The organism is Arthrobacter sp. NPDC090010 (genome assembly GCF_044748305.1).
GTDB lineage: Bacteria > Actinomycetota > Actinomycetes > Actinomycetales > Micrococcaceae > Arthrobacter_E.
Genome location: NZ_JBIVFT010000004.1, coordinates 175,465 through 188,612 on the forward strand (window position 1 = coordinate 175,465; position 13,148 = coordinate 188,612).

Below are 13,148 nucleotides of genomic sequence, written 5' to 3' on the forward strand. Positions count from 1 at the left end.
TGAAACGGCGGAGCGGCGCGATTCCTTCAGGAACCGCGCCGCTCCGCCGTCAAGGTGCTGTGGTCAGTCCCCCGCAACAGCCGCCTGCTGAGCTGCGAGCCGTGCGGCGATGGCGACCTTGCGGGATTCACGACGGCGCTTGGTGGGCCACGTGACGATCAGGGTCACGAGCGAGGTCAGGAAGACCAGGCCGGCGATCGTCGCGGCCGCATCGATCCAGAACTGACCCGGGAACAGCCTGATGAGCGTGTCCTGCAGGGAGAAGGTCCAGGTCCCATTGGCGAAGAACAACTCGTGGAAGCTCGTGAAGAAGCTGTCCCAGCCGAGGAATCCGAGAACGCCCAAGGCGACGATGACCACGAGAGTCACGATGGAAGCAGAGAAGAAGGCCTGCCGCAGGGACCCGTCACGGCGGCTGGCCAGGTACCAGATCGCCACGAGCGCCAGGATCGCCAGGCCTGCACCGATGCCCCACGTGGTCATGGTGACCGTCTTGACGTCCGCCATGTGGGAGATCTCAGGATCCCGGAAGAGCTTGGACCCGCTGGCAGTCACCAGATCCCCGAGGTACCGGGGTCCGGAGAAGTTGCTCAGATAGTCCACCGCGTAGGAACCGTACGTGATGCGGTCCTCCTGGCTGAAGCCGTAGCCGTCCGCGGGGAACCCTGGCCGGATGTATTCGAGCCAGAGGAAGAGCGGAGTGGCCACCACACGGACTGCGGTGATCACCAGGAGAAGCGGCAGGAAGATGGTAGAGAGAATCTTGACCACGCGCGGCCCGGCAGGCTTCGCCGCCAAGGCTGCGTCACGCGCCGCCTGACGACGCTTGACCTCATTCTCGGGGGCCCGCAGGGTGAGCGCGCTGGTCGGCAACGGCTCCTGCACGACGGCGACGGCCTCCGTTTCGGATGCCGAGGAAGCCTCGCTGGGGGGCAGGGCCGCCGTTGATGGCGCTTCAGCCGACAGAACCGCCGCCGACGGCGCTTCGGACGACAACGCCTCCGCCTCGGTGTCCGGCGTCGTCGGCGCATCGCCGTCCGCCGCCGGGCTTCGCTCCTGCGTGTCGCCGGCTTCGGGTGTTTCGGTGGCTGCACCGCCCGTTTCCTTCACGGCCGAGTCCGAGGTCTCGTCCGCAGCGGAATCGGTACTAGACAGTGCGGCTCCGGCGGCCGGACTTTCAGCCGACGCCCCCTCGGAGAGGGTGCTGCTATCGGAGGCCGTGTTGCTGCCAGCAGGCACCTCGCCGTCGGAGGAGACGTCGCCGGAAGGTTCCGAAGCTCCAGGCTTCTCCCCGGAGCGTTCCGCTCCGTCACCCTGGGCGTTCTTCATCCACTCGAACGCAGGCTCGTCCGAGTCATGGACGTTGTCCCACACGGGTTCTTCGTTCGGCTTCTTCTCGCTCACGCTCATCCACTTCTCGTCCGGCCTGGCACCAGGCGGCAACGGCTCATCGTTCACTTGTGACAGTACCCGTCAACTCTGACAAGGAGTCGGAAGCGGGCGGCGTGGTCGCCCATCAGCGGCCGGATTGTTGCCGGAGCGTTACCGCACAGCGCGTCTGCCCGGCTCCGGAAACAGGTCAGGAGACAGGAGTTCCGTACTGGGCCCACGGGATGTTCCAGTCGCCGAAGCCCTCATCCGCGCGGATCGGCGGCCCTGCGGTGTTCTTAAACTGCACCACGTCACCGGGCTTCATGTTCGTGAAGAACCAGTCAGCGTCCGCGGGCAGAAGACCGACGCAACCGTGTGAGATGTTCCGCTGGCCGATCGCTTCGACCCCACCGCTCAGCACCTGGTGGACGTAGACGCCGCTCCAGGTCAGACGGTTGGCGTAGTTGACGTCAGTGGGCTTGTAGTAGTCCTTGTCGCCGGGCTTGAGTCCGATGCTCTCTGCCGTGAAGTGCGAGACTCTCTGCTGCTCCAGGATGACCGCGTAACCGGAGGGCGACGGCCAGTCGTCGGCCCCCGTGCTCACACGCGCGGAGTGCACCACCTTGCCGTCCTCATAGACGTTCATCACGAGAGCCTGGCCGTCCACGACGGCGACGCGCTGCGGGCCGACCTTGAACGTGGTGGTCTTGTTGAAGTTCCCGATCTGGCCGTTGCCGAACGGCACGCCGAAAAGCTGCTGCTTCAAGGTCACGCTGCTGCCGGACGCCCAGAAGGTCTCGGGCCGGATGCGGACGAGCTTGTCCGAGTACCAGTGCCATTTCACCTTCTGACCCGCGCTGGACGTGACGGTCACCGCCTTCTCCACGCCGGCCTTGTACTTGTCCGCCACCGGCTCGGAGAACGTCAGCTGGATGGGCTGGGCCGCGCCGATGGTCTCGCCCAGGGTGCCTACCAGGAGCGTGGTGTCCGCTTCGTTCTTCTCGACGACGGTGGAGAAGGTACTGGACTTGGCGGTCTCCGCGCCGTCGGCATCGACGACCGTGTACGCGAGCGTGTAGCTCGTGTTGAAGACCAGCGGATCAGTCGCCTTCCAGCTGCTCTCCCCCTGCGAGTACGCACCCTTGACCGCGGGCCCCTTCGCCGGGGTGAGCTTGACGTCCTTGACGGTGCCGTTCACGGCGGTGATCGACGGTGCCGTGATCGGGTTGACCTCCTTGGCACCGTTCAAGGGCGCGACCGTGGTCTTCACCGGCGGAGCCGGTGGCTTGGACGTGGTGCTCTGCTCCGGTTGCCCGGCCGACTGCGAGACCACATTGCCAAGCCACTGCGGAGCCGTGACCGCTCCGATGCCGCCCAGAGCGATGACCGCCCCGGCGATGGAGAGCGCGGTGATCTTGGCGGCGCGGCTCTTAGGTGTACTCGGCTTCATGTTGCTCTCCCGGGCGGGGTGCCGGCCTTGCCGACACACCCCTGCCCCTGTCCGGTGGCTGGTGTCAGATCATTTTATCCCTGCCCAGCCGCGAAACTCCTGGGAGATCCGCCGCGCCTTGGAGGCGATTCAGTAACGATAGTGCTCGGGCTTGTACGGGCCGGCCACGTCGACGTCCAGGTACTCGGCCTGTTCCTTGGACAGCTCGCTGAGCTCGACGCCGAGGGCGTCCAGATGCAGACGCGCCACCTTCTCGTCGAGGATCTTCGGCAGCACATATACCTGCTTCTCGTACTCCCGCTCGCCTTCGGCCTGATCCCGCTTGGTCCAGAGTTCGATCTGGGCGATGGTCTGGTTGCTGAAGGAATTGCTCATCACGAAGGACGGGTGCCCCGTCGCATTGCCGAGGTTCAGCAGCCGGCCCTCGGACAGCACGATGATGGAGTGCTCGTTCTCGGAGCCCGATTCGAAGACCCATTCGTGGACCTGCGGCTTGATCTCCACACGCTTGACGCCGGGCACCTTGGCCAGACCCGCCATATCGATCTCGTTGTCGAAGTGACCGATGTTCCCGACGATCGCCTTGTCCTTCATGACCGCCATGTCGGAGGCCATGATGACGTCCTTGTTGCCCGTGGTGGTGATGAAGAGATCGCCCTCGGACAGCACGTTCTCCAACCTCGCCACCTGGTAGCCGTCCATCGCGGCCTGGAGGGCGCAGATCGGGTCGATCTCCGTGACGATCACTCGCGCGCCCTGGCCGCGAAGGGCCTCCGCGGCGCCCTTTCCGACGTCGCCATAGCCGCAGACGACGGCGACCTTGCCGCCGATCAGGACGTCCGTGGCCCTGTTGATACCGTCCGGCAGGGAGTGCCGGATGCCGTACTTGTTGTCGAACTTGCTCTTGGTGACCGAGTCGTTGACGTTGATGGCCGGGAAGAGGAGACGGCCCTGTTCGGCCAGCTGGTACAGGCGGTGCACACCCGTGGTGGTTTCTTCGGTGACGCCCTTGATGCGGGCGGCCAGGCGGGTGAACTTCTGCGGATCCGCCGCGAGGGAGGCCCGCAGGCGTTCCAGGATGATGCGGAACTCTTCAGGGTCCTCATCCGTGGCTCCCGGGACGGCCCCGGCAGCCTCGAACTCGACGCCCTTGTGCAGCAGCAGGGTCGCGTCGCCGCCGTCGTCGAGGATCATGTTCGGGCCGAGTTCCGGATCCTGTTCCGCTCCGGGCCAGCTGAGGATCTGCTCGGCGGTCCACCAGTACTCCTCCAGCGTCTCGCCCTTCCAGGCGAAGACGGGGACGCCCTGCGGGTCCTCCGGGGTGCCGGTGCCGACCACGATGGCGGCAGCCGCCTCATCCTGGGTGGAGAAGATGTTGCAGCTGGCCCAGCGGACTTCGGCCCCCAGAGCCGTCAGCGTCTCGATCAGCACGGCGGTCTGCACCGTCATGTGCAGAGAACCCGCGATGCGGGCGCCCTTGAGTGGCTGGCTCTCCCCGAACTCGGAACGCAGGGACATCAGCCCCGGCATCTCGTGCTCAGCCAGACGGATCTGGTGGCGGCCTGCCTCAGCGAGGGAGATGTCGGCGATCTTGTAATCGAACGTCATGTGAGCTGTGTTCCGTTCTGCTCTGGGATCGGTCTGGGCGATCAGGTCTGGTCTGTCAGGCGAGTCTGGGGTGAGGCGAGTCTGGGCTGCCTGGCCCTGCTGCAGGGTCTGAGCGGACGAGGCTCAATCAGCGCTGCGCGAGGCCTCGCGCAAAGAGGCAGGCAGGAGCAGCGGGATGCCGCCCTCGACGGGGTAACGCGGCGCGTCCGAACCCGTACCGGCCACGAGCTCACCGCCCTCCAGACGCAAGGGTTCCCCGTTCTCGGGGCTGCGGAGGATGCTCAAAAGCTCTGGGCTCAGGACAGACATGAAAACTCCAAGGGTCGTTCGGCCGTACCGGGTCGGCAGACCGGCCATTTCCCAGAGTACCCGCCCGGACTGACGGAGATGCCTGCGTGAAGACTCGAGGCTCGTGGAAGACTCCACGCCCGCGGATGACTCAGGGTTTGCTGAGGCTCAGGGTTTGCTGAGGCTCAGGGTTCACGCAGAGCCCGCAGGTGACCGCGGCGAATCCCGCCCTCGGTCCCGACCGGCGGTTCGAGCTGCGGCGGACGCAAGCGCTGCGGAAGAGTCGCTTGCTCGCCCTCCGTCGCCGTCGTCGTCTCCAAGCGTTCCTCACGTACCGCGTCGGCCAGGGCGGACAGCTCGTCGCCTTCCGGGCGAGCGACGACGACGTCGGCGGGCAGCGCGATGCGCAGGACTTCCCAGCCGCGGGGCACCGTCAGGCGCTCGGCGTGCTGAACGCACAGATCGTAGCTGTGAGGTTCAGGGTAGACGGCCAGAGGGCCAAGCACGGCGGTCGAATCCGCGTATACGTACGTCAGCGTCGCCACCGCGGCTTCACGGCAGGCCGATCGCGAACACATCCTCAGGGCACCCACAACGCACCACGTTACCGCCTTGCCCAGGTTTTTCTGCGCAAGGACCGCCCGCTGCCGGTTCCCGGCAACGCCGATCCGGCGCGGAATGGCGGAACCGAGCCCGACCGGGACATCGCGTTTGTGCAGCAGCGGAGCCGGCCACGGCGCCGCGAGAGGAGCTGTCCCCAGCGGGGCGCGACGCGGCTGCGAAGCGTTTCAAGCGCTAAAGTCGGTCTATGCATTCCGGTCCCGACTCCTCGTCAGCCCAGTTCTCCTTCCCGGAGGATGACGGCAGTACGGGCTCCCGCCGGGATTTCCGGCACCGGCGTCGCAACCGACATGGGCGCGGCCAGCGCGGCGAGATGATCTTTCCCACGCTGCCGGGGTACCGGAACCGCGGAGAACGCTTCGACGACATGGTGCTGGAGACCGCCCAACGGCTTCACGACCTCCAGGGCCATCTTCTGGACGGGGTGCTGTTCGCGGTGGAGGAGATCCCGCCCGGGCTCGAGGAACTGCTGGCCAGTGGTCTTCCCGCACCTTTGGGCCACAGCTCCCCTGCCCGTGGGGAGGAACCGGCGAAGATCACGGTGTACCGGCGCGTGGTGGAACAGAACTGTCCTCTCAAGGAACAGCTGCCCGACCTCGTCCACGACGTGGTGGTGGAACACACAGCACAACTGCTCGGAGTGGCCCCGGAAACCCTGGATCCGTACTATCACCGGGGTCTCTGAGCTCGGCCTGACGGCCCTGCATCGTCCTTCTCACCGCCCGGTCGCCCCAGCTTCGACTGCACTCCGTGAGGACATTCCGGGCTGCACACCCTGACGACATTCCGGTGAGTCCGCTATCCAGGCCCGGTTCGTTCCAGCGGGCCCGCTGGTCGTGTTACGGGCCTCCACTTGAGCTCGCTACCAATGTCCCCCGCGTCCGCCTGAGCCCGCTAGCTCCGCGCCACCACCAGCCGAGTCCGCTATCCGTGGCCATATCTTCGGCCGAACTCGCTTCCTTCGGAGCTGGCCCCTCGCCGAGTCCGCTATCCGTGCGCCGCCACCGGGCCAGCTCGCTACCTTGATGCAGATTCCCGCCGAGCTCGCTATCTGAGTGCGAGTTCGCTCATTGAATAAGCGAATTGGCACCCAGATAGCGAGCTCGGCAAAGAAGCGGCAAAGAAGTAAAGGATCGGCGCGGCCATGGGCCATCACGTGTTCGGTATCGTCTCGGGACGCTCCAGGCGAACGGCGTGCCTCAACTGCTCAGCTATCGAACGTGCGCCCGGCTATCGAACGTGCACCCGGGCCCATCGGCGCCATCCCTGCGGGGCCGAGCCGGGTTCGCGCCCCCGGCGAGCAGCGGCCAGCTCTGGCTCGACACCGCGATTGGGCCGCCTTGAATCACTCATCGTGTACAAGCGGAGGCTTCCGGGACCAGTGTCGTCCGGCCGCTTACCTCGGCACCGGGAGCCCAAGCCCGCACCATAGGACACCGAAGCCACAGGAGCCGAGCGGAGCGATCTCTTCGTGGGCTTGCGCAGACAGTCGGGTATCACGCCCCCGCCACGTCCAGGGACCAAAGGGCAAGGGGCAGGGGCAGGGACCACGGAACAGGACCAACGAGCAGCCTGTCCTCGCCGCCGGAGGTCCCCCATCTCGACGCCGCGCACCCCAGAGCCGCGCTGCACCCCAATCCCGCGGGAGCAGCCGGCGTCATGACCTGTGCTCCCGTCTCCGCCCTGCGACTGCCCCTATGCGGCGACCCGCGTGCGTGCGGTCTCCCATGCCCGATGGATGCGGCGCTTCACGGCTTCCGGGTTTTCGAGGTCCTGCCAGTCGAGACGGACGAACTGCCAGCCCAGCTCCATGAGACGGCGCTCCCTGATGCGTTCTTCGGCGATGGCCTGATCCGTCGGAACCTGAGCGAAGTACTTGCTCTTCCCGTCGAATTCGAGTGCGACCTTGAGTTCCGGCCAGGCGAAGTCGATCCGCCTGCTGCCACGGTCGGTCCACACCGTGAACTGAGGCACGGGCGGGCTGACGTTCATCAGCCACAGCAGAAACCGTGTCCGGGTCTCCCCCATCGACTCACTGCGACCGTCCCCGAGTTCAAGGACCTGCCGGAGATTCACCACCCCGCGGTGCCCCTTCTGCCGTTCCGCGTATCCTGCGAGACGCCCTCTGTCGGCACCGGCACGGAGCGCCTGATCCATGATGACCAACGACCCTTCCAGGTCGAGGATTCTGCAGCAGTCCACGACAGTCCGCTCGACAGTCGTCAGCCCGACTCCTGAGGAGAACTGGATCTCCGTCTCCGCGATCGGGATCTGATGCGTACGGACATCCGGACCGAAGCGCTCCGGGCACGCATTGGACCGGCAGGTGACATGGACGAACTCGTCCGCGTGCCAGAGCTGGAAACCCTGAAGCCGGGCGGCTGAGCTGTGGCTGTACGCGAAGGCCCGCTCAGCTCTCCATCGGTAGACCTTCTGATGCGCGGCCAGACGCAGCGCAGCTCTTTCGTCACGCCCCATGGAGCCGGCGACCTCACGCAGTGCATAGGCTCCACGCTGGACGCCGAGGAGCACCCCGGCGTCCAGCAGCCGCCGTCGTACCCGCGAACTGATCCCGAACTGTTGCAGTTCGGCCGAGGTCCAGACGGACGGTGCCGCTCGCAGAAGCCCGATCAGCTCGTCAGGGACGGTATTCGCTGCGTTGTTCCCGTGAATCGGCATGAATCGATCGTCGGGCGAATCACCGCCACCCCGCAGCCAGGATGCCCTGGATGTGGAAAAGTCCGGCGCCGGAGGCTGTGTCCAGACGGACCAGTCCAATAAGACGAAGCCGCTTTGACAGCTGAGCCCGCTAGTTCGGTGCCACATCGCGCGATGACTGAGCGATGTGGCACCGAACTAGCGGGCTCGGCGACAGGGTGCCGGAGTTCGGACGCCAGAGGTCCGGTGACGCCAGGCTTCAGTGGCCCAATCGCACCGGGAGCTTGTCTAGGCTCGCACCCGTCCGGGGGACGCCGACCACGCTCACCCCGTTGCCCTTGTCCTCTTCCTGCACCAGGGAGGCGTACGCGGGCCCGCCCGAGGCGGACAACAGGTACCCGACGACGTCGGCCCCGCCCACCTTCGCGGGCACCGCTGCGGTGACGGACGTTCCGGCCGCAAGGGTGACCGACTTCGCCGCCTGAACGGCCCCGTCCGCGGTGATCGGACGATAGCTGATCTCGGCACGCGCCGTCGGCGAACCGAACTGCAGGGTCGAGGCGCCGCCAGCCGGGACCGGCAGCAGCTGAGAGGTGTCCAGGGCTGTGGCCGATGAGGTCCAGGCGAAATCGGTGGGCTTCTTGGCATCGGTGCCCCGGGCGATCCGGGCGGAGGCGACCACGGAGACATCCGAGCTGAGCGACACGGTGTACGAACCATCCGGCAAACCGCTCAGAGGCAGCTGCGCAACGGTTCCGGCCGGAACCGTGAGGACCCCGCGGTCCATCGCCTGCTGACCGTTCTTGCCGAAGACCTTGACCTGCACGACGGCGTCCTGAGCACCCGGCACGGCGACCGCAAGAGTCGGAACCGCGTCATCGAAGCCCGATCCGAGCCGAGCCGCTGCGGCGTTGCCACTCAGAGAGACGCCCGTGATCACCTGGCTGGTGCCAGGCTGGCCGGTGGGCGCGATGAAGTCCACGCCACCAGGAGTCAGTCCCCTCAGCACGCTCTGCTGAACCGTCGCGGTGACGGGACCGCCCGTGCTGGTGACATGAACCGCCAGTGCGGCCTGTTCGGGCGCCAGCCCGGCAAGGACCAAAGACCGGGACTGGCCTGCACCGATGGAGAGCCCGCGACTGCCGGGAGCCTTGATCTGCCCCTTGTCGCCGAAGAGTTCCAGGTTCACGGTGGCGGCGGTCGTGCTGGGGTTGGACAGGTTCAGCACCGCAGTGCGGCCGACGGTCGTGGACGAACCCAGCAGCCACTGATCGCTGCTCGGTGCCAGGCACCCACTGGCCGCATAACCCTGAAGGTCCCCGTCGTCAGCGCGATAGGAGAGGACGGCGGTGCCGTCCGAGACCTGTCCGTCGAGGGTTCCGGACTGCAGAACCTCCGAGCCTTGCGGGGTCCGTGCTGCGACCACGGCCGCCTTCTGGTCCGGGAGCCCCGGGTCCCCGTCCTTGGCAGCAGGGCTCGCCTTGCTGACTCCCTGCAGCGTCTGGCCGTCCAGGCCGCGCACCTTGCTTTCGCTCAATCGCCCGTTGGGGTCGCTCAGCGTCATCCCGCGGAACACCGACACCGCAGTGCTCGATTCCGGCCGGAACTGGGCGTCCGTGCCGTCCCCACTGCCAGCGAGCAGTCGCGGCGGGGCCGGGCACACGGACAGTGTGTCCCCTGCCGGCACCGCCACACTGGACGCCTGAAGCGTTCCACCGGCTGCCCGGGGTGCCAGAGTTCCCAGCGCTGCGGCCGCGGCCACCAGCGCGATGGAGGCCACTCCTGCCGTCCCGCTGGCGACGGCCTTCGCCACCACCCGCGCCCGGCGGGGATCCTTGACGTTCTGCTGCTCAGTCATCTCAGGCCCTCCTCAGGCTCGCCTCATCACGGACCATGCGGACCTTGCCCGGCCGTTCCGGAATCGGAATGGCCAGCAGCCCTGTCACGAGGAACACCAGCAAAGGGATGAACTGGAGCAAAGGCGTCCAGACGTTCCCGTGCGTGATCACCAGGTGTCCGCCAGCGGCAGGCAGTTCGAAGGACTGCTGCCATCCGTTCGTTCCGGCCTTGAGGGCCTTTCCGTCCAGGGTCGCGCTCCATTCCGGGTCGCTGCGCTCGGCCAGAACCAGGATGCGGCCCTCAGCCCCTGCGGGGATCGTCGTGTCCACGTTCACCGGTCCGCTGGGAAGCTGGACCTGGACGTGTCCCGACCCGCCAAGGATCCGCACCCGGTTCACCGTGTCGGAATCCTTCAGCGGCGGCTGGTCGAGCGTCTTGACGCGCCACAACCAGCCGGCGTCGGTGGGGCCGACGGCGGCGAGTCCCGGAACGGCGTCGATCCGGCTCGCGGTGAGTTGCGCGGCGTCGTCGCCGCCCTTGAAGACAACGAACCCGGCGCCCAGCTTCTCCAGACCCGGCCGCGGATCCACACCCTGGCCGGCCACGATGGTCGCGACGGCGGTCCGCAGCGCTTGGGTCGCGTCGTCGTCGTCCGCAAGTGTGCTGGAGCCAGGGCGGACCGCGTGCGCAGCGGCGATGGTGGAGAGGGAATCGAGAGTGGTGCCCGAGCCGCGGACGAGTGCACCGGAGTAGCTTCCGTCCCGCTCTTCAGTCACCACGAGCGTGCGCGTCTCTTCGGGGCCCTTACCGCGGTCCACCGCGGTGGCCGGGATCTGGGCCGGAGCGCCACCTTCGATCAGACGGGCGGCACCGTAGCGCTCGCCCTGGGGGGCGGAGCCGATTCCAAGGTTTCCGGCGAGCCAGCTCCAGGAGCCGAGCGCAGGCCCGGCCAGCAGAACGAGGGTCACCACGGAGACCAACGCGGTTCGCCACGGAGCCTTCCGGCCGCGCGACGCCTTCCGACGCTGCAGACCGCGGTCCGCGCCGAGGAGCGCGGCGACGAGCACCGCACAGAACACGGCGGAGATGGCCGGGCCAGTGAACGGCGTGACAACGGCACCGCCGCTCGCGGCCACCGCGATGCCGTTCAGCAGCCAGCTGACCACGAGGAACAGCGTCGCCGCCAGGAGAGCGAGTGTCGCCTGCCGTCCACGGCGGCCCGGCACCAAGGCACCCCAGACGGCGAGCAGAAGAACAGGGGCTGCGATGACCAGCATCAGGATCAGGGCCCAAGGCGCCACCGCCGGAAGCCAGCCGAAGCCGGCGACCGAAGCCTGCAGGGACGTCTGCATCGGCTGACCGAGAAGCTGCTGCCAGAGCGGGGCCGCCTGGAAACCGAGCGGGAGTCCGGGATCCGCCAGGAACGCCGTGGGCCGCGTGAGAGCGGAGAGGGCGAATGGCAGGAACAGGGCCACGGGCGGCACAAGCGACCACCACAAGGCCCGGCCTCGGCGTCCGAACAGGATCGCCAGCAACAGCACGACGAGAAGGGAAGGGAGCAGGAGCGCGGGCCCGCTGGCCGCGATGCAGGCCAGGAGGAGCCCGGCCCAGGCGGCGGCGGTCCAGGAAATGGCACCGGCCACCCCGGCCTTCGCCGGGAGCGGGCCCTGCGGAAGCGTGTAGCCGGCCTCCGCAGCCTCGAGACGACGATCCCGCGCCGAGCCGGTGGCACGCACCAGCGCAAGCACGAACCAGGGCATGAGGACATGCACCAGGACGGCACCGAGACGTCCCTGGTTCAGTCCCACGAACAGCACCGGGGCGGTGCCCCAGATCAGGGCGGCCAGGAACCAGCTCCGGCGATGCCGGGTCAAGGAGGCCGCCAGGAACCAGGCGCCCGCAGCGGCCAGCGGCATCGCGGCCAGAAGCACCGTCTGAAGCGCGACGCCGGTCTGGCCGCCGTTGAGGACGGCCAGAATCCACAGCACGAAACCGAACGGATCCCCGTGACCTGCGTAGCCGGCTTCCAGCGTCACCCAGGTGCGCGTCGCGTTGTCCCAGATCTCGGACAGGCTGGAGGACAGCGGCAGCAGAGCGCCTCCGGACGGTGCGCCGCTCAGCAGCGGCAGCAGCCCGAAGATGCCGATTCCAGTGGTCAGCAGAAGAGCCGCGATCAGACCCCAGCCGGCGAAAGCCCGGCTCGGCGCGGCCAGTGACGAGAAATCGTCGTCGTTGTCGCCGCTCGGCTCGGCGGCCAGGCCTGTCGAGCCGAAGGACGCGTCCAGCAGATCGTCGGCACCGAGCGCCTCCATGAGCGAGCGGCGGTGTGCCCAGACCTCGGCACGGGGCGTCTGCAGTCGCTTGATGGTCTTGCGGGGGTTCTTTCGGGTACGTCCGGCGACCCGTCGTCCACGGGCCAGCGCGAGCGGCCGGAACGCGCCCCGCACAGCCCCGCTGAGCTGCTGGAAGCCGTAGCCAGGGTCCTTCATCGCGACGGCGAGCAGGAAACGCCCCACCGACGCCACGAGCGTGCCGAGCACCAGGAATGGGATCTTCCAGGCTGCGGCGTGCTTGAGCCGGAGGTACACCTGCGAACTGCGAGCGGCGGCCGCTGTACCGAGAGCGTCGGGCCTGCCGCTGACATGCATCATCTTGGCTTCGGGGACGAAGGCCACGTTGTTGCCCGCCAGCCAGTTGCGCCAGCAGAGATCCACGTCGTCTCCGGTGCCGGGCAGAGCCGGGTCGAAGCCGCCCATGGCATCCCAGACGTCGCGACGGACCAGCATGCCGGCCGAGTTCACAGCGAAACGGTCCCGGAGCTGGTCGTACTGGCCTTGGTCGAGTTCGTCGGCTTCGATCAGCGTGAGGCGCTCGGCCCAGGTGCTGACCGCCAGGCCGGCGTCCACCAGCTTGCCTTCGGCGTTCCAGTCCAGTTGCTTGCAGCCGGCGATCGTCACATTGGAGGACCGCTCCACGGCTTCCAGGAGCCGTTCCAGCGCATCGGGGGCCGGAGCGGAGTCGTCGTGCAGCAGCCAGACCCATTCCTGGGCGTCGTCACCGGGTGCCCGGGCTCCCGCCAGCCGGTCCGCCGTCGCGATTCCGGCCTCGACGGCGGCTCCGAATCCCAGACGCGGGTGCCGGAAAAGCGTCACGTGGTCATTGCCGAGGGCCTCCTCCAGCAGCCGCGCGGAGCCGTCCGAGGAGGCGGCGTCGACACCGATGCACAGATCCGCGGGGCGGCTCTGGCGGGAGAGTGCGGCCAGGGTCCTGGGGAGGTAGGGGCTGCCTTGGTGGGAGACCACCACGGCAGTGA

General features: G+C 67.6%; 9 protein-coding genes. 1 reads left to right on the forward strand and 8 read right to left on the reverse strand.

Annotated elements, in window-relative coordinates:
- Positions 1 to 63 precede the first annotated feature (63 nt).
- From ACIPXZ_RS08410 to ACIPXZ_RS08430, 5 genes are all read right to left on the reverse strand, one after another.
- Positions 64 to 1,410, reverse strand: a complete 1,347-nt coding sequence (locus ACIPXZ_RS08410; protein WP_400592329.1) for a TIGR01906 family membrane protein — start codon at positions 1,408 to 1,410, stop codon at positions 64 to 66.
- Between the two features lie 169 nt (positions 1,411 to 1,579).
- The gene (locus tag ACIPXZ_RS08415) at positions 1,580 to 2,821 is read right to left on the reverse strand and encodes an Ig-like domain-containing protein (RefSeq protein ID WP_400592332.1); all 1,242 of its coding nucleotides are present in this window, start codon (positions 2,819 to 2,821) and stop codon (positions 1,580 to 1,582) included.
- A gap of 129 nt (positions 2,822 to 2,950) precedes the next feature.
- Entirely contained in the window at positions 2,951 to 4,429 is a 1,479-nt protein-coding gene (ahcY, locus tag ACIPXZ_RS08420) for an adenosylhomocysteinase (protein ID WP_400592335.1), read from the reverse strand.
- Between the two features lie 123 nt (positions 4,430 to 4,552).
- The gene (locus ACIPXZ_RS08425; RefSeq protein ID WP_400592338.1) at positions 4,553 to 4,738 is read right to left on the reverse strand and encodes a Trm112 family protein; all 186 of its coding nucleotides are present in this window, start codon (positions 4,736 to 4,738) and stop codon (positions 4,553 to 4,555) included.
- A 164-nt stretch (positions 4,739 to 4,902) separates the two neighbouring features.
- Positions 4,903 to 5,295, reverse strand: coding sequence for a DUF3499 domain-containing protein (locus ACIPXZ_RS08430; RefSeq protein ID WP_400592341.1), 393 nt, complete (start codon positions 5,293 to 5,295; stop codon positions 4,903 to 4,905).
- A 230-nt stretch (positions 5,296 to 5,525) separates the two neighbouring features.
- On the opposite strand from ACIPXZ_RS08430, the gene ACIPXZ_RS08435 reads away from it, so the two are divergent.
- Positions 5,526 to 6,023 (forward strand): metallopeptidase family protein, encoded by a 498-nt coding sequence (locus tag ACIPXZ_RS08435; protein ID WP_400592344.1) that lies wholly within the window; start codon positions 5,526 to 5,528, stop codon positions 6,021 to 6,023.
- A gap of 1,010 nt (positions 6,024 to 7,033) precedes the next feature.
- Here ACIPXZ_RS08435 and ACIPXZ_RS08440 read toward each other — a convergent pair.
- The 3 genes from ACIPXZ_RS08440 to ACIPXZ_RS08450 all read right to left on the reverse strand — a co-directional run bounded on the left by ACIPXZ_RS08440 (position 7,034) and on the right by ACIPXZ_RS08450 (position 13,140).
- A complete protein-coding gene (locus ACIPXZ_RS08440; RefSeq protein WP_400592347.1) occupies positions 7,034 to 8,017 on the reverse strand; it encodes a hypothetical protein in 984 nt (327 codons plus the stop codon).
- 238 nt (positions 8,018 to 8,255) lie between these two features.
- Positions 8,256 to 9,854, reverse strand: coding sequence for a DUF5719 family protein (locus ACIPXZ_RS08445; protein ID WP_400592350.1), 1,599 nt, complete (start codon positions 9,852 to 9,854; stop codon positions 8,256 to 8,258).
- A 1-nt stretch (position 9,855) separates the two neighbouring features.
- Entirely contained in the window at positions 9,856 to 13,140 is a 3,285-nt protein-coding gene (locus ACIPXZ_RS08450) for a glycosyltransferase (RefSeq protein WP_400592353.1), read from the reverse strand.
- Between the last annotated feature and the right edge of the window lie 8 nt (positions 13,141 to 13,148).

What these genes read in the sequence shown, in the direction of transcription:
- ACIPXZ_RS08415 (WP_400592332.1), bottom strand. Translation starts at nt 2,821, where the DNA reads ATGAAGCCGAGTACACCTAAGAGCCGCGCCGCCAAGATCACCGCGCTC.
- ACIPXZ_RS08435 (WP_400592344.1), top strand. Translation starts at nt 5,526, where the DNA reads ATGCATTCCGGTCCCGACTCCTCGTCAGCCCAGTTCTCCTTCCCGGAG.
- ACIPXZ_RS08440 (WP_400592347.1), bottom strand. Translation starts at nt 8,017, where the DNA reads ATGCCGATTCACGGGAACAACGCAGCGAATACCGTCCCTGACGAGCTG.
- ACIPXZ_RS08425 (WP_400592338.1), bottom strand. Translation starts at nt 4,738, where the DNA reads ATGTCTGTCCTGAGCCCAGAGCTTTTGAGCATCCTCCGCAGCCCCGAG.
- ACIPXZ_RS08410 (WP_400592329.1), bottom strand. Translation starts at nt 1,410, where the DNA reads ATGAGCGTGAGCGAGAAGAAGCCGAACGAAGAACCCGTGTGGGACAAC.
- ahcY (WP_400592335.1), bottom strand. Translation starts at nt 4,429, where the DNA reads ATGACGTTCGATTACAAGATCGCCGACATCTCCCTCGCTGAGGCAGGC.
- ACIPXZ_RS08445 (WP_400592350.1), bottom strand. Translation starts at nt 9,854, where the DNA reads ATGACTGAGCAGCAGAACGTCAAGGATCCCCGCCGGGCGCGGGTGGTG.
- ACIPXZ_RS08430 (WP_400592341.1), bottom strand. Translation starts at nt 5,295, where the DNA reads ATGTGTTCGCGATCGGCCTGCCGTGAAGCCGCGGTGGCGACGCTGACG.